We start from the raw sequence: 17,048 nt of genomic DNA on the forward strand, positions 1-17,048 counted from the left end.
GTAAATACCTCCACGGAAGAGTTGAGCTTTACGCACTCAAGCGTGCCGTACCGGAGCGCCGACGTCAACAGACGTGAGTCGTCCGGGCTCAACTTTCCAGCGCGGGGTCGGCGCGGGAGGTGCCGGTCGGCCGTGCGGGTCCTGGCCTCCGCCGATCCACGTGACCTCTGCCATACGCTTCTTCTCTGTAACCGGCCCGGCGATCCCGATAGCCTCCGGCGAGCCGGGGCCAGGGCGTGCCCGGGGCGCGATTATCGGGTGGTAGGCCGGAGAGAGACTGGTCACAGTCGGGCGCCAAGACTAAGTTACTCGCGGGTACACTCCCGGGTGGGAGCGTGCGTGCCCCATGGCCGCAACCAGGCGGCCGACCGGACGCGGCCCCGTGGGACCCTCACCCGAGAATTCGGAGCAGCCGATGCAACTCTTGGCGATCATCGTGTCGCTGGTCACCGCCTTGGTCGGCGTGGCGCTGTTCGCTCGTGCCATCGCGCAGATCTACGGTTTCGTCCGGCTCGGGCAGAAGGTCCCGGCCGGGGCACGTACCGACAACCCGGTGGCAAGAACGCTGACCGTGGCCAGGGAGTTCCTCGGCCACACCCGGATGAACAAGTGGGGCATCGTCGGTGTCGCCCACTGGTTCGTCGCCATCGGCTTCTACACGCTGATCCTGACCCTGGTCACCGCCTTCGGTCAGGTCTTCGACGCCGACTTCGTGCTCCCGATCATCGGCAAGTGGACGCCGTACCTGGTCTTCGAGGAACTGGTCGGCGTGCTGACCACGCTCGGCATCGCGACGCTGATCGTGATCCGCCAGCTGAGCCTGCCGAGCCGGGCGGGCCGCAAGTCCCGCTTCGCCGGCTCCAACATGGGCCAGGCGTACTTCGTCGAGTACGTCATCCTGATCATCGGCCTGGCGATCCTGACGCTGCGCGGCCTGGAGGGCGTGCTGCAGGGCGTGACCCACTACGAGGCCGGGTACCTGGTCTCCTACCCCCTGGTCAAGGCCTTCTCCGGGCTGAGCCTGAGCACCCTGCACAACCTGGTCTACCTGGTCGCGATGATCAAGATCGCCACCTCGTTCATCTGGATGATCACGGTCTCGCTGAAGACCGACATGGGTGTCGCCTGGCACCGCTTCCTGGGCTTCCCGAACATCTGGTTCAAGCGCAACGCGGACGGTGCCGTCACCCTGGGCGCGCTGCAGCCGATGACCAGTGCGGGCCAGCCGATCGACTTCGAGGACCCGGCCGAGGACGCGGTCTTCGGTGTCTCGCAGGTCGAGCACTTCTCCTGGAAGGGCATCCTCGACTTCTCCACCTGCACCGAGTGCGGGCGTTGCCAGTCGCAGTGCCCGGCCTGGAACACCGGCAAGCCGCTCTCGCCGAAGCTGCTGATCATGAGCCTGCGCGAGCACGCCTACGCCAAGGCGCCCTACCTGCTGGCCGGTGGCGGCAAGTCGATGGAGGGCGAGGAGCAGGCCAGTGCCGAGCAGCTGGCCGGGGTCCCGGCCGCCGCGCTGGCCGAGGCCGAGCGCCCGCTGATCGGCACCGCCGAGGAGAACGGCGTCATCGACCCGGACGTGCTGTGGTCCTGCACCACCTGCGGTGCCTGCGTCGAGCAGTGCCCGGTGGACATCGAGCACATCGACCACATCGTCGACATGCGCCGCTACCAGGTGATGATCGAGTCCTCGTTCCCCACCGAGGCCGGCACCATGCTCAAGAACCTGGAGAACAAGGGCAACCCGTGGGGCATGGCCACCAAGGCCCGCCTGGACTGGGTCAAGGAGCTGAAGAAGGAGACCGGCATCGAGGTCCCGGTGATCGGCCAGGACATCGAGCCCGCCGACGTCGAGTACCTCTACTGGGTCGGCTGCGCCGGAGCGCTGGAGGACCGGGCGAAGAAGACCACCAAGGCCTTCGCCGAACTCCTGCACACCGCCGGCGTCCAGTTCGCGATCCTCGGCAAGGAGGAGTCCTGCACCGGTGACTCCGCCCGCCGCCTGGGCAACGAGTTCCTCTTCCAGATGCTCGGCGCGCAGAACGTCGAGACGCTCAACGCCGCACTGGAGGACGCTCCGAAGAAGCGGATCGTGGCCACCTGCCCGCACTGCTTCAACACCATCGCCAACGAGTACCCGCAGCTCGGCGGCCACTTCGAGGTCATCCACCACACCCAGCTGCTCCAGCACCTGATCGACGAGGGCAAGCTCGTCCCCGTCAACCCGGTCGAGGGCCTGATCACCTACCACGACCCGTGCTACCTGGGCCGCCACAACAAGGTCTACAGCCCGCCGCGCGAGATCATGGACAAGGTCCCCGGCCTGCGCCAGCAGGAGATGCACCGCCACAAGGAGCGCGGCTTCTGCTGCGGCGCCGGTGGCGCGCGGATGTGGATGGAGGAGCGGATCGGCAAGCGGATCAACACCGAGCGGGTCGACGAGGCGCTGTCGCTCAACCCCGACATCATCTCCACCGCCTGCCCGTTCTGCCTCGTCATGCTCTCCGACTCGGTCAACGGCAAGAAGAACGACGGCGCGGCCAAGGAGCACCTCAAGGTCGTCGACGTCGCGCAGCTGCTGCTCGAGTCCGTCAAGGCGGTGCCGGCTCAGGCCCCCGAGCCCGCCGAGGTGTAGCTGAGCAGGTAGAAGGCCGAAACCGGCCTTTCTCGCACCGGAGTTCGGGCAAGGTGCGAAATGTGCTTGCGGCCCGATGCCTCCCATATAATGCCTGCCCCGGGTGCTAATCGCCCGGGGCAGGCTTCTTAGTTAATAAAGAACGCATATTCTCGACGAACTCGGGAGCGCGGCACGGGGGCTGCGCCCAATCGGTGCGGCGGTCCGACACGTATGTGCTCGGCAGGCCGGTCGGCGCCCCGACAAGCACCCAAGCACCCAAGCGACGGCGCTGGTAGTACTCCACGCCAGGTCGCTGACCGGAACCAAGGGGAGAAACGCACAGATGATCCAGGCGATCATGCTGGTCGGCGGTCAGGGCACGAGGTTGCGCCCGCTCACCACGCACACCCCGAAGCCCATGCTCCCCGTCGCCGGTGTGCCGTTCATCGCGCACCAGCTCGCCCGGGCCGCGGCCGCCGGTGTGACCCGTGTCGTGCTGGCCACCTCCTACCTGGCCGAGGTCTTCGAGGAGCACTTCGCCGACGGCTCGCCGTACGGCCTGGAGCTGGTCTACCTGACCGAGGTCGAGCCGCTCGGCACCGGCGGTGCGATCCGCAACGCCGCCGAGGGCCTGACCTGCGGCCCCGACGATCCGGTGCTCATCTTCAACGGGGACATCCTGTCGGGCCTGGACATCGCCGCGCTGCGCGACGGCCACGTCGCCGCCGGCGCCGACGTCACCCTGCACCTGACCCGGGTCGAGGACCCGCGCGCGTTCGGCCTGGTGCCGACCGACGAGAACGGCCGGGTGCTGGAGTTCCTGGAGAAGCCGGAGACGCCCGAGCAGATCGTCACCGACCAGATCAACGCCGGCTGCTACGTCTTCACCCGTTCGGTGATCGACCGCATCCCGGCCGGCCGGGTGGTCTCGGTCGAGCGCGAGACCTTCCCCGAGCTGCTGGCGACCGGCGCCCTGGTGCGCGGTGTGGTCGACAGCTCGTACTGGCTGGACCTGGGCACCCCCGCCGCCTTCGTGCGCGGCTCGGCCGACCTGGTGCTCGGCCGGGTCGACTCGCCGGCCGTCCCCGGTCCGACCGGCGACGCGCTGCTGCTCGACGGTGCCACCGTGGACCCGGCGGCCGTGCTCAGCTCGGGCACTGTGGTGGCGGCCGGTGCCGTGGTCGCGGCCGGCGCGATCGTGGAGGGCAGTGTCGTGCTGCCGGGCGCCGTGATCTGCGCTGACGCCTTCGTGAAGGACTCCATCGTGGGCGCGTACGCCACCATCGGTGAGCGCACCTCGCTGGACGGTGCGGTGATCGGCGACGGCGCGGTGGTCAAGTCCGACAACGAGCTGCCGAACGGCATCCGGGTCGCCTGCGGCACGCTGCTGCCGGTCGGCGCGGTGCGGACCAGCGCCGGCCCCGGCGGCTGCCCCGCCGGTGAGACCTCGGCGGCAGCGGTGCACGGCTCGGTGCTGCAGAAGTAGTCGCTGGTTGCCGGTCGGTGGGGCGGGGCAGGCGGGGCGGCGTGCGTCACAGCCCTGCTGCAATCCCCTTGGGCCCGCTGGAGGGTGACCCCGCCGAGCGCCTTTCCGGGTACCTTCGGAGGGTGGCTGGCAAAGGAAGTCTGAGCGGGAACGGTCGGGGCGGCGGCGAGCGCGAGCGCGCCGCCGGCGCTGCGGCGTACGAGCCGACCGAGCCCTACGGCGTGGACCCGTACCGGGCGGATCAGCCCGGGAACACCCGGGCGTTCACGGTGGACCCCGCGGGTTACGCCGGTGGATACCCCGGGGGTTCCGGCGCGGGTTCCGGCGCGGGGGACACCGGGGAGCCGTACTACTACGGCGGGGAGCCCGGTTACGGACCGGGCGCCGGGTACGACGACGGCTACGGGGCCGGCGCCACCCAGCCCGACGCGCCGTCCTATGCCCGCTCCCGGGACCAGGCCCGCTCCCAGGACCGGGTCGGTGGCCAGGACCGGGTCCGGGCCCAGGACCACGTCGCCACCTACCGGGCCGGCGGCCGTACCGCCCCGCGCGCCGGCGGGCCCCGGCTGCACTGGCGTGAGCTGCTGTTCGGCATCTACCGGGCGCCGGCCCGCACCTTCGACCAGATGCGCGACCACCAGGTCTGGCTGCCCGCGATCACGATCTCGCTGCTCTACGCGGTGCTCGCCGTGCTCGGCTTCGGTGACACGCATGACGAGGTGGTCAACTCCACCTTGGACATCGCCGCCTGGTCACTGCTCGGCGCCGCCATCGCGTTCACGGTGGCCGGCCTGATGCTGGGCTCGGTGACCTATGCGCTGGCCCGGCAGTTGGGCGGCGACGGCCCGTGGGCCTCCACGGTGGGCCTGTCCGTCCTGATCGGCTGGACCAGCGACGTGCCGCGACTGCTGCTCGCGCTCTTCCTGCCCTCCGACAACGTGGTGGTGCAGGCGGTCGGCTGGCTGACCTGGGTGTTCTGCGCCGTCCTGCTGACCACCCTGATCCGCCGGGTGCACGACCTGCCCTGGGGCAAGGCGGCCGGCGCCGCCTCGCTGCAACTGCTGGCGCTACTGGTGCTGATCAAGCTGCCGACGCTGGGCTGACCCGGCCCCTGACCGTTCTTACCCTCGCCCCTCGCCCCACTCCCCAACTGCACGGAGCAACCGAATGACCCTCCCCACCACCCGCGTCAGCTTTCCCGGCGGCGCGGTGACCGGTGAGTCCACCGTCCTGGCTGTCCACCCGCTCGGCGACGGCCGGTGGGGCGTCGTCACCGCCGATACGCCGTTCCACCCGCTCGACCACACCTGGCCCGACCAGCCTGCCGACACCGGCACGCTGACCGTGGCCGAGGGCGGTGTCGAGCTGGCGGTGGTGGACTGCCTGACCGGCGCGGTGGACCCGTCGAACGGTGAGCTGCTGGTGGGCGCCGACATCCCGGTGCGCCGTGGTGACGAGGCCTGGTCCTGGCTGGTGCTGCACGTGTTGGCCGAGCAGGCGGCGGGTTCGGCCGACTCGGCGCAGTCGCTGGTGGGTCGGCAGGTGACGCTGTCGGTGGATGCCGAGCGCCGCGCCGCGCTGTCCGCCGCGCACACCGGCTGCCACCTGCTCGCCCTGGCGCTGAACGCCGCGCTGGCCGCCCGTTGGCGCAAGGACCCGGGCCGTGCCGACGCTTTCGGCAACCCGGACTTCGACAGCCTGGCGATGGCCTCCTCGGTGATGGACACCGAGGCCAGCACCGACGTCTACCGGCTCGGCAAGTCGCTGCGGAAGAAGGGCTTCACGGCGGAGGCGGCCGACGACCTGCCCGCCCTGGCCGAGGCGCTGCCCGCGATCACCACCGACGTCAACGAGCGGCTCGCCGCCTGGGTCGCGGCCGACGCACCGGTGCGGATCGAGGTCCCCGGCCCCGAGCTGACCGCCCGGCGCCGCTGGCACTGCGAACTCCCGGCCGGCCCCGCAGACATCGCCTGCGGCGGCACCCACCTCCACCGGCTCGGCCAACTCGCGGCACTGGAAACCGAGTTGACCCTGTCGGCAGACGGTACCGAGCTGACCGCGGTGACCCGCCCCAAGCGGAGCTGACCGGATCCCGCCAGCGTCGGCCGGGTCTCGCTAGATCTTGCTGCGGTGGAAGTTCAGGTAGGAACGTGACGGCGTCGGCCCGCGCTGCCCCTGGTAGCGCGAGCCGTAGCGCTCGGAGCCGTACGGGTGCTCGGAGGGCGAGGAGAGCCGGAACAGGCAGAGCTGCCCGATCTTCATCCCCGGGTAGAGCTTGATCGGCAGCGTGGCGACGTTCGACAGCTCCAGCGTGACGTGCCCGCTGAACCCCGGGTCGATGAAGCCGGCCGTCGAGTGCGTCAGCAGCCCGAGCCGCCCCAGGCTCGACTTGCCCTCCAGCCGGGAGGCCACGTCGTCCGGCAGCGTGATCACCTCGTACGTCGAGGCGAGCACGAACTCCCCCGGGTGCAGGATGAACGCGTCATCGCCCTCCGGTTCGACCAGCCGGGTCAGGTCCGGCTGCTCCTCGGAGGGGTCGATGTGCGGGTATCGGTGGTTCTCGAACACCCGGAAGAACCGGTCCAGTCGGACGTCGATACTGGACGGCTGGACCATGGCCGGATCGAACGGGGCGACCACGACCCGGCCGTTGTCGATCTCGCTTCGGATGTCTTTGTCGGAGAGCAGCACGTCACGAGGTTACGTGCTCGTGCAGCGTCCTCCCAATCCATTCACCATCCGGCGGCCCTCCCGCACACCTGCCCGCTGCCCGGGAGGGCCCACATCCCTCGGGCCCCTCAGGCCAGGAACGCCCCGGCCTCCAGCCGCAGAGCCCGTGCCAACTCCGGCGGCGTCAGCGCGCTCACGTCCGCCGGCACCGAACTGCGCATCCGCCCGCACTGCGGACACCGGATCAACCGCCCCGGCCCCAGCCGCGCGGCTCCGAGCTGCTGCATCGGGAATGTGCTGGTACTGAACAGGTGCCCCTCGGCACAACGAACAACGGTCCGCCGCTCCATCGATCCCCTTCCCATGCTTCCCCAACACGGCCGAGCCCCCAGCAAGCCGAGGTCCTCCGCCGCACCACGACAGCGTCACATTAGGGGATTTTCCGGACACCCCCACCATGGCTCGCCGTCGCCTCCGCGGCACCACCGTATCCGCGGCAGGCGTTTCGGCGCAGGGCGTGGGATGGGGTAGCATGATGCATGATCGAGCCGTCGCTGACGGGTCATCAGGCGGGCGTAGTTTAATGGTAGAACATGAGCTTCCCAAGCTTATAGCGCGAGTTCGATTCTCGTCGCCCGCTCCAATGCTCAAGGCCCAGGTCAGGGACATGATCCCCGAGCTGGGCCTTTGCTGTTGGTGCGCTGCTGTCGGCTCATCTTCCCCTGGGGAAAGGTGACTTGTCGGCGGGCGACCCCCCCGGGGCGGCCGTCGCGCGGGTGTCGCCGTCGGCTCAGTGGGTGGGCGGGGTCCAGTCGGTGGGCAGGCCGGACTGGGTGAGGACGGAGTTGAGGCTGTAGTAGTCCTGGTCGGAGGCGATCCGGTGGTGCTCGCCGAGGTCGAGGAGGGTGGCCATCGGCACGGCGAACGGCTTGGGTGCGCCCTTGAGGTGGCCGGAGTAGACGGCTTCGACGGTGATGTGGGAACCGTCCTGGTGGGTGGCGTTCACCGTGACGTGGACGTCGTCGATGAGGGTGTCGGTGCGGGCCTTCCAGCCGGCGATCTCCTGGCGGCCGTGGAAGGTGACGCCCACGCCCTGGTCGGTGTAGGTGCTGTCCGCGGTGAACAGGTCGCCGAGCGGCTGGGGGTCGGCGCCGTTCCAGGCGGCGGCCCATGCGGTGACGGCCTTCGGCAGGTGCTGTGCGGCGGGCTGCGCGGCGGCGGCGGCGGTTGTGCCTAGTACGGCGCAGACGGCCGTGGCGCTGATCAGGGTGGTCAGAGTGCGGCGCGGGCTGGACTTCATGGTGGGGCTCCGTCGGGTGCTGGTGGGTCGAGAGGCGGGTCAGGGGGTCAGGACGACCTTGCCGGAGACGGTGCCGGACTCGGCCAGGCGCAGGGCCTCGGCGGCCTCGGCGAGCGGCAGTTGGGCGGCGATGCGGGCCGTGACCTCGCCGCGGCGGACGGCGTCGAAGACCTCGGTGAGGTCGGCGCGCAGCCGGGCCCGGAAGCGGTCCTTGTTCAGCGGGCGGCCGGCCCAGATGTTGTAGAAGTGGGCGCGGCGTCCGTTGGGCAGGGTGTTCCAGAGCCAGGTGCGGGCGAGGATCTTCAGGACGGGCCACTGCTTGGAGCCGGTGTCGTCGCGGGTGGAGGCACTGCCGTAGGAGATGAGGGTGCCGCCGGGGGCGAGCAGGTGCCAGGAGTCGACGACGCTCCGGCCGCCGACGTGGTCGAAGACGGCGTCCACCCCGCCGGGTGCCAGTTCGCGGACCTGGGTGGGGACGTCGCCGGCGCGGTAGTCGACCGGGAGGACGCCCAGTGCCCGCAGGGCGTCGTGGTGCCGGGCGGAGGCCGTGCCGATCACCTTCACGCCCGCCGCGCGGGCGAGTTGGACCAGGACCGAGCCGACGCCGCCGCCGGCGCCGTGCACCAGGACGGTCTGTCCGGTGCGCACCCGGGCCTTGCGGTGCAGCATCTGCCAGGCCGTGATGCCGTTGACCACGACGGTCTCGGCCTCCGCCGCCGTGAGGCCCTCCGGGACTCGGACCGCGTCGTCGGCGTCGACCACGACGTGGCTGGCCCACCCGCCGACCTTCACCAGTGCGGCCACCCGCTGCCCGGCCAGCGCCGGGTCGACACCCGCGCCGGTGGCCAGCACCCGGCCGACCAGGTCGTAGCCGGGCACGAACGGGAAGGCCGGCTGGTCGTAGTACCGCCCGCGGCGCATCTGCTGCTCGGCGAACGAGACGCCGGTCGCCTCCATGGCGACCACGATCTGCCCGCGGCCCGCCTCCGGAACGGCGCTCTCGCGGATCTGCAGGCCCTCCGGCGCCACGATGCCCGGCAGGACGACCTCGATGCGACGTTCGGTGCTCATGACCGCCTCTTTCTCGTAGATGCTTTCGCGTTCGTTAGAAGTTATAGCGCTCTCTGGATGTGAGAGTCAAGAGCGATGGTGATAGCCTCTAACTAACAGCGGCTGGGGAGAGGACGGCGGGTCATGGGCGAATCGGGTACGAGGACACCGAGGGAGCGCTACCGGGCGCAGGTGCAGGAGGAGATCAAGCGGCACGCCTGGGGGCAGATCGCCACCGCCGGGGCCTCCGCGCTGTCCCTCAACGCCATCGCCAAGCAGATGGGCATGAGCGGGCCGGCCCTCTACCGGTACTTCGCCAACCGCGACGAGCTGATCACCGAGCTGGTCAGGGACGCCTACCGCAGCCTGGCCGACACCTTCGCCGCCCGCGCCGAGGCCGGCACCGACCTCGGCGGCCTGGCGGACGCGCTGCGCCGGTGGGCGCTGGACGATCCCCAGCGGTACTTCCTCGTCTACGGCACCCCCGTACCCGGGTACCGAGCACCTGAGGACACCGCGCGGATCGCCGCCGAGATCATGGCGCACCTGCTCGACGCCTGCGCCGCCGAACACCCGGCCCCGTCATCGGCGCTCGGCCGGGCCCTCGCCTTCTGGACCCGCCTGCACGGCGTCCTCTCGCTCGAACTCGCCGGACACTTCACCGGCATGGGATTCGACCCCGCCGTGCTCTACGCCGACGAGGTGCGAGCACTCGGGGGCCAGTGGGGCTGACGCCGCGCCACCGGCTGTGCCGGAGGCCCCTTGCCGCAGCCGTACCCGGCAGCTGCGGTAGGCCCGGCGGGTGGTAGGTATGAGGGGTGCGCTTCGACCTCGTGCCCATGCCGCTGACCGTCCAGGACCGACAGCGGGACGACCGCGGGTATCCGGTGCCTGCCATCACTCCGTGGCAGGACGGACAGCCGCAGTTCGCGCTGACCGACTACGGACGCAGCGCCGAGTGCGCGCGGGAGCGGTTGTGTTCGGTGTGCAACGTGCTGATGCCGCGCGGGCCGGTGTGGCGGGTGGTCGGGGGCAGCGAGAGTGCGGCGATCGGTGCGGCGCTGGCGGCGGGGCGGCCGTACCGCAACCTGGCGCCGACGCTGGAGGGGCCGGGGCACCGCGCGTGCATGCTGTACGCGTCGATGGTCTGCCCTTATCTGGCCAGGCCCAACGCGCGTCGGGGCCTGGCGGCCGAGCAGCCGGACGAGTTGACTGGGCACGTTGTCCGGGGCGCGGTCCGGGGTGCGCTCGGCGCGGTGGTGGGGTTCGGCGACTACGAGTTCGCGGTGACCGGGACGAAGGTGATGTTCCGCTTCTTCGACGTGGTCGAGTACCTGCCGCACGACAACGCGGACGCGCACCTGGCCGAGCTGCGGGCCGAGTTGGCCGGGAACCGCCACCGGCCCGTCCAGCCGGGTGGCTGAACGGGCCGGTGGGTGAGGGGGGTTGGGCCTCAGCTGTGACGGTAGGCGGGCAGGCCCTGGTAGCCGGAGACCAGGGTCGGCGCGGCGGAGCCGTTCGCGGGGAGGGTGACGATGCCGCTCGCGGTCCGGGCGGCGATGGTGGTGCCGCTGGGGGACCAGGCCGGCTCGGTGTAGTCGGTGGTGGCGTGCGGGGTGAGGTCCTTGGCGTCGGCGCCGCGGTCGGCGCTCTCGAAGAGGTGGTCGTGCCCGTCCACCGAGCGGACGAAGACGATCTCGTCGCCGTCCGGCGACAGCGCTGGCTCCGAACCCGTGGTCACCGAGCCGCCCTGCTGGCGCAGGGACTCGTCTCGGATGAAGACCTCCCCGGTGCCGCTGTTCGCGTAGACCGAGCTGCCGTAGGTGCCGCCGCCGGCCGGCCACAGGTTGCCGGTCTGCGGGTTCGGCTGGGTGTTCTCGCCCGCGTAGCCGGCGAGGGACAGCTGCTGCGGCGTGCCGTCGACCGCGGTGGCGGGCACCGTCTCCAGCCGGGAGACCCCGTTCGTGACCGCGGCGAAGAACAGGTTGTCCTTGGCCGGGTAGTAGCCCTGCGGCGAGGCCGCCGAGACCTGCCAGGCGGGGTGCGACCAGGTCTGGCCGGCCGGGCGCTTGGCGACGGTCACCCGCCCGCTGCCGTCCGGGTTGGCGACGGCCAGGTCGCCCGCGCCGTCGACGAACGCGGCCTTGCGGCCGTCCGGGGACCAGACCAGGTCGCGGACCGCGGTGCCGAAGTCGACCGTGGTGCCGTTCATCACGACGTACCGGGTGCCGTTGCTGATGGTCAGGCCGTTGTGGAAGGTGCCGTTCAGCGGCTTCGGCGCGCTCGACGGCGCGGCGGGCGCCGGACGGCTCGGCAGCGGGGCGGCCGACCGGGTCGGCGAGCCGGTGGCGGCCGCGCTGGGTGCGGTGGGCGCGGCGCTCGGTGCACCGGAGGCAGCGGCCGAGGCGGCGGTGGAGGCCGGGGCGGACGGGGACGGCGTCGCGGTGGGAGACGAAATCGCCTTCGGAGAAGTCGAGTTGGAGGCGGCCGTCGGGGTGGTCGACGGGCCGCAGGAGGTCAGCAGCAGGGCCGTACCCGTGGTGACTGCGATGGTGAGGCTGACGGCGGCGGCGCGGCGGCGGGCGCGAGCGGACATGACGGTTCCCCCGGAACAGTGCGATGAGGTCTGTGGGTTTCGCCGGAGCACTGCTCCCCCCGTGGCGTCTGCGCCTGTTCGGTAGCTCGCTGCTCTGTGCGACGTGAGAAGTCTGTCGTATGAGGGGTTCGGGAACCGTCCGTCTCCTGTCACAGGCGTGCAACATGGTTGGTGGCCGACCGAATTGCTCGTGATCCGCGAACGACACCGGCCCCGGCCCGCACGCGAGGGTGCGGACCGGGGCCGACGACGGGCTGGGACTGTCAGTAGGACTGGTAGCCGAAGAAGTCCACCACCAGCTGAATGCCGGCGCCGGAGGCGTTGTAGAACGAGATCTTGCCGTCCTTGACCGGGACGACGACCTGGTTCGGAATCGTCTCGCCGGCGGTCCAGTTGAGGTTGGACGCGTCCGGTGCGGCGGTCCCGTGCGGGTAGACCGTCAGGTGGCCGTTGTTGCCCGGTTCGGTCACGGTGACGTTCAGGGTGACCGACGTCGTGGTGGGCGGCAGATCCCCCATCGAGATGTCGAGCGTGCCCCAGGCCGGTACGGCGCCGGCCGGCCGGCTCGTTCCGTCCTCGAAGTACGTGGTCTGCCGGGTGTCCATCACACGCGACGGCCCGGTGGCCCGGTAGGTGTTGGTACCCGTCGTGCTGTAGTAGCCGGCGAGGTCGGCGATCAGGTCCACGCTGCCGCCGGAGGCGTTGTAGAACGAGACCTTGCCGTCCTTGACCGGGACGGTCACCAGGTTCGGGATCGTCTCGCCGGCGGTCCAGTTGAGGTTGGACGCGTCCGGTGCGGCGTTCCCGTGGGGGTAGACCGTCAGGTGGCCGGCGTTGGCCGGTGCGGTCACGGTGACGTTCATGGTCACCGCGGTGACCCCGCTCGCCGGGACGCCGGCGATGCCGGTGACCGGGAGGTCGATGGTGCCCCAGGCGGGGACGGCGGTGGCGGTCGGGGTGCCGATCGGGACCCGGGTGTCCAGCAGCCGGGTCGGGCCGGCCGAAGTGAACATGCTGCCCGTCGTGCTGTAGTAGCCGGCGAGGTCGGCGATCAGCTGCACGCTGCCGCCGGAGGCGTTGTAGAACGAGACCTTGCCGTCCTGCACCGGGACGGTCACCAGGTTGGCGATCGTCTCGCCGGCGGTCCAGTTGAGGCTCGACGCCTGCGGAAGGGTGCCACCGTGGGGGTAGACCGTCAGATGGCCGTCGTTGGCCGGTGCGGTCACGGTGACGTTCATGGTCACCGCGGTGACCCCGCTCGCCGGGACGCCGGCGATGCCGGTGACCGGGAGGTCGATGGTGCCCCAGGCGGGGACGGCGGTGGCGGTCGGGGTGCCGATCGGGACCCGGGTGTCCAGCAGCCGGGTCGGGCCGGCCGGGGTGAACGCGCTGCCGAAGTCCTGGAACTCCTGCGCGCCACGGTCACGGTAGCCGCTACCGGTGCCCGTGTTGGGCACCGCCGGGTCGTCCACCGGCGGCCACTCCCAGGCGTCGGTGCTCATCATGCCGGGGGCGTTCTCGTCGGCGGAGTCGACGATCGGCGAGAGCGAGTCGTTCGGACCGCGCTGCCACACCTTGTTCGGGTCGGACACGTAGTCGTGCGCACCCTGGCCGGTCGCCGCGGTGAAGTCCTGCTGGGTGGTGTACGCCGTGCCGCCCCAGTTGTAGGCCGGGCCGCCGCTCATCGGCGAGACGGTGTTGTAGTCCTCCTTGCTGCCCGTGACGGAGTCCGCGGCGACCGAGATCCCGGTGTCCGAGGAACCGGCCGGGCAGGGCTTCCCGCTGCTGGCCGAGGTGTCGACCACGTTGTTCTCGATGACCGCGCCCGTTGAGCCGCTGTTCAGGACGATGCCCGCCGAGCAGCCGGTGAGGAGGGTGTTGCTGACGACCACGGTGCCCGGTGCGTCGGACACCAGGATGCCGGTCTGGTCGGTGGTGCTGTTCGGCTGCACCATGTTCGTGGAGACGACCGTCCCGGTCGAGCCGCCGTCGACCTGGATCAGCGGACCGCCGGCATAGGCGAACTGCCCCTGGCCGAAGAGGACACCGCTGGAGTTGTCGGTGATGTGGACGCCGCCGCCCCACGCCTGTACGCCGGTGATCGAGACGTCCTGCGCGTTGTCCACCACCACGGACTGCTTCTGGTTGGAGTGGACGGCGAGGTTCTGGATCCGCAGGTGCTGGGCACCCTTGATGACCAGGCCGAAGTCCGGGGAGTTCGGCGCGCCACCGGTGAACGAGGCACGCGCCGCCTGCAGGCCGGGGCCAGGGTCCGGGCCCCGGAAGGTGATCGGAGCCGTCGCCGTGCCGGAACGGGTGAGGGTCAGCGCGGTGTCGTTGTAGTCGCCCGCGGCGATCTGGACCGTCTGACCCGGCATCACCACCGCGGCGGCAGCGGCGATCCGGCAGAAGGGCACCGCCTGGGTACCGGTGCCCGAGTCCGAGCAGTTGGACCCGGTCGCGTTGTTGACGTAGAGCGTGGTCGCGTCGGCGAGGGCGCCGGTCGACGTGACGGCCGGGAGAACGGCCATCCCGAGCAGTGCGGTACCGAACAGCGCCGCTATGCGGTTCTTGATGATGCCCCCATGGAGAACGAAGTTGGAGCCGCTCGGAGCGGCTGGCCCGCGCCGGTTGGAGTCCGGGATCGGCGAGGAGCGAACGGATTCTCGCACAGTCGTTCGTACGCCGCGAGGCACATTCGGCGGCGTACCCGGCCCGGCAGCGTGGCGTCAGGTGGATCCCCGTTGCCCGCCCCCGCCGCCCGCTTCGGCGCGGAGCCATCGGCCGATGGTCCGTGTGCCTTCCGACCGCCGGTGCTGGGAGACTCGGGGCATGCCGATTGTCGAAGTCTCACCTGGAATGTCCATCGCGTACGAGGCGTTCGGCGATCCCGCCGACGCACCGGTGCTGCTCGTGATGGGTCTCGGCGGTCAGCTGATCGCCTGGCACGAGGATTTCTGCCGTGCGCTCGCCGATCGCGGCCGCTACGTGATCCGGTACGACAACCGCGACTGCGGGCTGTCCACCAAGTTCGACGATCACCCGGTCGACATGGGCCGGCTCATCGGCGCTCTGGGCTCGGGGGACTTTCCGTCCGCCCGTGCGCTGGTGCCCTACACGCTCCAGGACCTGGCCGACGACGGCCTCGACCTGCTCACCGCGCTCGGCATCGAACGGGCTCACGTGGTCGGATCCTCGATGGGCGGGATGATCGCCCAGACGATGGCCATCACCCGGCCGGCGCGGGTGCTGACCCTGACGTCGATGATGTCCTCGACCGGCGAACCCGAATACGGTCGGTCCACGCCCGAGGCCCAGGCGGTCGTCTCCGCTCCGAAGCCGGCCGACCGCGAGGGATACGTCGCGGCGGCGGAGCGGGAGTTGGTGTGGGCGTCCAAGCGCTACGGCGACCCGGCGGTCCTTCGTGAGCTGGCCGCCCACAGCTACGACCGCGCGTACTACCCGGCCGGGGCCGCACGGCAGCTCGGAGCGGTGGTCCTCGGCGGCTCACGGGCGGACGCGCTAAGGGAGCTTCAGGTGCCGACGCTGGTGATCCACGGTCTGGATGACACGCTGATCAACCCCGACGGTGGGCAACGCACGGCAGAGCTGGTGCCCGGCGCGAAGCTCCTGCTGATCCCCGACATGGGGCACGACCGGCCGCGCGAGCTCTGGCCCGAGATCGTCGACGCCATCGGGGCGCACACCGGCCTCGTCGCCTGATTCGCAAACGCCGAGGAGTGGGGCAACGGTTCGACACCTCGCTGGGCTCTGTCCGGGTGAGGAGGTTGCTCAATGGGAGAACCGAAGTCGGGCCGCGACAGCGAGTTCCAGGCGTTCATCGCCGTCGCCTGGCCGCGTCTGCTGCGGACGGCGTTTCTGCTGGCCGGTGAGCAGCACGCGGGCGAGGACCTGGTGCAGCAGACGCTGGAGCGGGCCTATGCGGCCTGGGGGCGGGTGAAGCGGGCCGACGACCCGTACGCGTATGTGCGTCGGATCCTGTTCAACGAGCACGCCCGCCGGTTCCGCCGCCGCGCGCCCGAGCAGTCGGTCACCGCGGTGCCCGAGCGGGCCGGGCAGGACGGCTACGCGCAGTTGGACGCGCGCAGTGCGCTGCTGGGTGCGCTCGGAGCGCTGCCGCCCAGGCAACGGCAGGCGGTGGTGCTGCGGTACTGGGAGGACCTGAGTGAGAGTCAGGTCGCAGCCTGCATGGGCTGCTCCGTGGGCACGGTGAAGAGCCAGGCGGCGAAGGGGATCGCCAAACTGCGCGCCTCCTCGGCACTGGTCGGTATGGAGAGCGTGGGAGGAACGGTATGAGCGAGAGCGATATCGAGCAGGATCTGGCCGAGTTGGCGGCCACGGTCGAGGTTGGAACGGCACCGATGGCCCAGGTGCTGGTGGGCGGGCGCAGGCGGCTGCGCCGGCGTCGGGCCGCGCAGGGGGGCGCCACACTGCTCACGCTGGGGGTGCTGACGGGCGGGGTGCTGATCGGGGCGGGTCACCTGCCCACCGGGACGGGTGCCGGCGGCTCGGTCGGCCAGGTCGTCCAGGCTGCTCACAGTGGCTCCGGCGGTGGCGCACAGCTGCCGAGCCCGGGCGCCGCCGCGAGTACGGCAGCCGCCGGTCCCACCTCCGACCCGTTCACTCCGGTGCGGACGATGGTGGCCCAGGGCACGACCGGCGGCAAGCAGTGGCAGGCGTGGGCCGCGCTGTGGCCGGCCGGGTCCAAGGACCAGGCGTGGCAGCAGGATCGGCTGATCTGGCAGGAGCAGCACGCGGCGGGCGGCAACCTGCCCGAGCCGACCGAGGCGTTCGCCCGTGAGTACTGGAACGCCGACCTCGACCAGGTGGATGTCTACGTCGTCGTCGACGGTCGGCGACAGCCGATGGATCAGGTCCTCACCACCGCGGACAGCACCCAGCCGCCGCCCTCGGCCGACCCGAGCGGCGTGCGGCAGGGTGCCGCACTCGGTCAGCAGTCCAAGAACGGAACCGGCTCCGCCGGCATCGGCCTGGGCTCGGTCTCCGTGGTCTTCCTCCAGATCGACCCGGGGGTCGCCAAGGTGGTCGTCGCCCGTCCGGACGGCAGCAGCACCGAGACCCCGGTGGCCACGGTCGGCGCCTCCCCGGGTGGCTGGATCGCCCTGGCGCGGTCGGACGCCTCGAAGGGCGGCGCGATCAAGCTCTACGACGCGCGGGGCCGGCTGCTGGCGACCAACACCGACTGGCTCCGGTAGCGGTGGTCGACCGGTGAGGTGCGGGTGACTCCGCGCGCGTGCATGGGTTCTGTCAAAGGACGGGCGGACGGCTCGGCACCGTTCACACCCTG

At 71.0% G+C, this 17,048-nt stretch carries 14 protein-coding genes, 1 tRNA gene and 1 pseudogene; 10 read left to right on the forward strand and 6 right to left on the reverse strand.

Annotation, left to right across the window (positions count from 1 at the left end; translation table 11 throughout):
• Positions 1–415: 415 nt before the first annotated feature.
• The 4 genes and pseudogenes from OG403_RS19755 (at position 416) to OG403_RS19770 (ending at position 6,188) form a co-directional block, all read left to right on the forward strand.
• Positions 416–2,635 (forward strand): (Fe-S)-binding protein, encoded by a 2,220-nt coding sequence (locus OG403_RS19755; RefSeq protein ID WP_329566225.1) that lies wholly within the window; start codon positions 416–418, stop codon positions 2,633–2,635.
• Between the two features lie 325 nt (positions 2,636–2,960).
• A pseudogene (locus OG403_RS19760) lies at positions 2,961–4,034 on the forward strand (sugar phosphate nucleotidyltransferase); the annotation flags it as partial.
• A 191-nt stretch (positions 4,035–4,225) separates the two neighbouring features.
• Positions 4,226–5,206, forward strand: coding sequence for a Yip1 family protein (locus OG403_RS19765; RefSeq protein WP_329566228.1), 981 nt, complete (start codon positions 4,226–4,228; stop codon positions 5,204–5,206).
• A 64-nt stretch (positions 5,207–5,270) separates the two neighbouring features.
• On the forward strand, positions 5,271–6,188 hold the full coding sequence (locus OG403_RS19770; protein WP_329566230.1) for a metal-dependent hydrolase: 918 nt from the start codon (positions 5,271–5,273) through the stop codon (positions 6,186–6,188).
• Between the two features lie 30 nt (positions 6,189–6,218).
• On the opposite strand, the gene dcd is transcribed toward OG403_RS19770, so the two are convergent.
• Together dcd and OG403_RS19780 are read right to left on the reverse strand one after the other, a co-directional pair.
• A complete protein-coding gene (dcd, locus tag OG403_RS19775) occupies positions 6,219–6,794 on the reverse strand; it encodes a dCTP deaminase (RefSeq protein WP_329566232.1) in 576 nt (191 codons plus the stop codon).
• A 107-nt stretch (positions 6,795–6,901) separates the two neighbouring features.
• Positions 6,902–7,060 carry a hypothetical protein gene (locus OG403_RS19780; protein ID WP_329572730.1) on the reverse strand — a complete coding sequence of 53 codons (159 nt, stop codon included), beginning with the start codon at positions 7,058–7,060 and terminating at the stop codon, positions 6,902–6,904.
• A 282-nt stretch (positions 7,061–7,342) separates the two neighbouring features.
• Between OG403_RS19780 and OG403_RS19785 the strand changes: the two genes are divergently transcribed.
• Positions 7,343–7,416: transfer RNA gene (locus OG403_RS19785), tRNA-Gly, on the forward strand.
• A 147-nt stretch (positions 7,417–7,563) separates the two neighbouring features.
• On the opposite strand, the gene OG403_RS19790 is transcribed toward OG403_RS19785, so the two are convergent.
• The gene (locus OG403_RS19790; protein WP_329566234.1) at positions 7,564–8,073 is read right to left on the reverse strand and encodes a nuclear transport factor 2 family protein; all 510 of its coding nucleotides are present in this window, start codon (positions 8,071–8,073) and stop codon (positions 7,564–7,566) included.
• A 39-nt stretch (positions 8,074–8,112) separates the two neighbouring features.
• On the reverse strand, positions 8,113–9,144 hold the full coding sequence (locus OG403_RS19795; RefSeq protein ID WP_329566236.1) for a medium chain dehydrogenase/reductase family protein: 1,032 nt from the start codon (positions 9,142–9,144) through the stop codon (positions 8,113–8,115).
• A 123-nt stretch (positions 9,145–9,267) separates the two neighbouring features.
• Between OG403_RS19795 and OG403_RS19800 the strand changes: the two genes are divergently transcribed.
• Together OG403_RS19800 and OG403_RS19805 are read left to right on the forward strand one after the other, a co-directional pair.
• Entirely contained in the window at positions 9,268–9,855 is a 588-nt protein-coding gene (locus OG403_RS19800) for a TetR/AcrR family transcriptional regulator (protein ID WP_329566237.1), read from the forward strand.
• Positions 9,856–9,941: 86 nt separating this feature from the next.
• On the forward strand, positions 9,942–10,547 hold the full coding sequence (locus tag OG403_RS19805; RefSeq protein ID WP_329566239.1) for a hypothetical protein: 606 nt from the start codon (positions 9,942–9,944) through the stop codon (positions 10,545–10,547).
• A 29-nt stretch (positions 10,548–10,576) separates the two neighbouring features.
• Here the strand turns inward: OG403_RS19805 and OG403_RS19810 are convergent, their stop codons facing one another.
• Together OG403_RS19810 and OG403_RS19815 are read right to left on the reverse strand one after the other, a co-directional pair.
• Positions 10,577–11,719, reverse strand: coding sequence for a hypothetical protein (locus OG403_RS19810; protein ID WP_329566240.1), 1,143 nt, complete (start codon positions 11,717–11,719; stop codon positions 10,577–10,579).
• A gap of 263 nt (positions 11,720–11,982) precedes the next feature.
• The gene (locus OG403_RS19815; protein ID WP_329566241.1) at positions 11,983–14,250 is read right to left on the reverse strand and encodes a right-handed parallel beta-helix repeat-containing protein; all 2,268 of its coding nucleotides are present in this window, start codon (positions 14,248–14,250) and stop codon (positions 11,983–11,985) included.
• 301 nt (positions 14,251–14,551) lie between these two features.
• Here OG403_RS19815 and OG403_RS19820 point away from each other — a divergent pair, with 301 nt between their 5' ends.
• The 3 genes from OG403_RS19820 to OG403_RS19830 all read left to right on the forward strand — a co-directional run bounded on the left by OG403_RS19820 (position 14,552) and on the right by OG403_RS19830 (position 16,956).
• Complete coding sequence (locus OG403_RS19820; protein ID WP_329572379.1) at positions 14,552–15,442, forward strand: alpha/beta fold hydrolase; 891 nt, start codon at positions 14,552–14,554, stop codon at positions 15,440–15,442.
• 72 nt (positions 15,443–15,514) lie between these two features.
• Entirely contained in the window at positions 15,515–16,036 is a 522-nt protein-coding gene (locus tag OG403_RS19825; protein ID WP_329566242.1) for a SigE family RNA polymerase sigma factor, read from the forward strand.
• Complete coding sequence (locus OG403_RS19830) at positions 16,033–16,956, forward strand: hypothetical protein (RefSeq protein ID WP_329566244.1); 924 nt, start codon at positions 16,033–16,035, stop codon at positions 16,954–16,956. Before OG403_RS19825 ends, OG403_RS19830 begins: the two co-directional genes overlap by 4 nt.
• Positions 16,957–17,048 lie beyond the last annotated feature (92 nt).

Source organism: Kitasatospora sp. NBC_01266 (assembly GCF_036242395.1).
In the GTDB taxonomy this organism is placed as follows: domain Bacteria; phylum Actinomycetota; class Actinomycetes; order Streptomycetales; family Streptomycetaceae; genus Kitasatospora.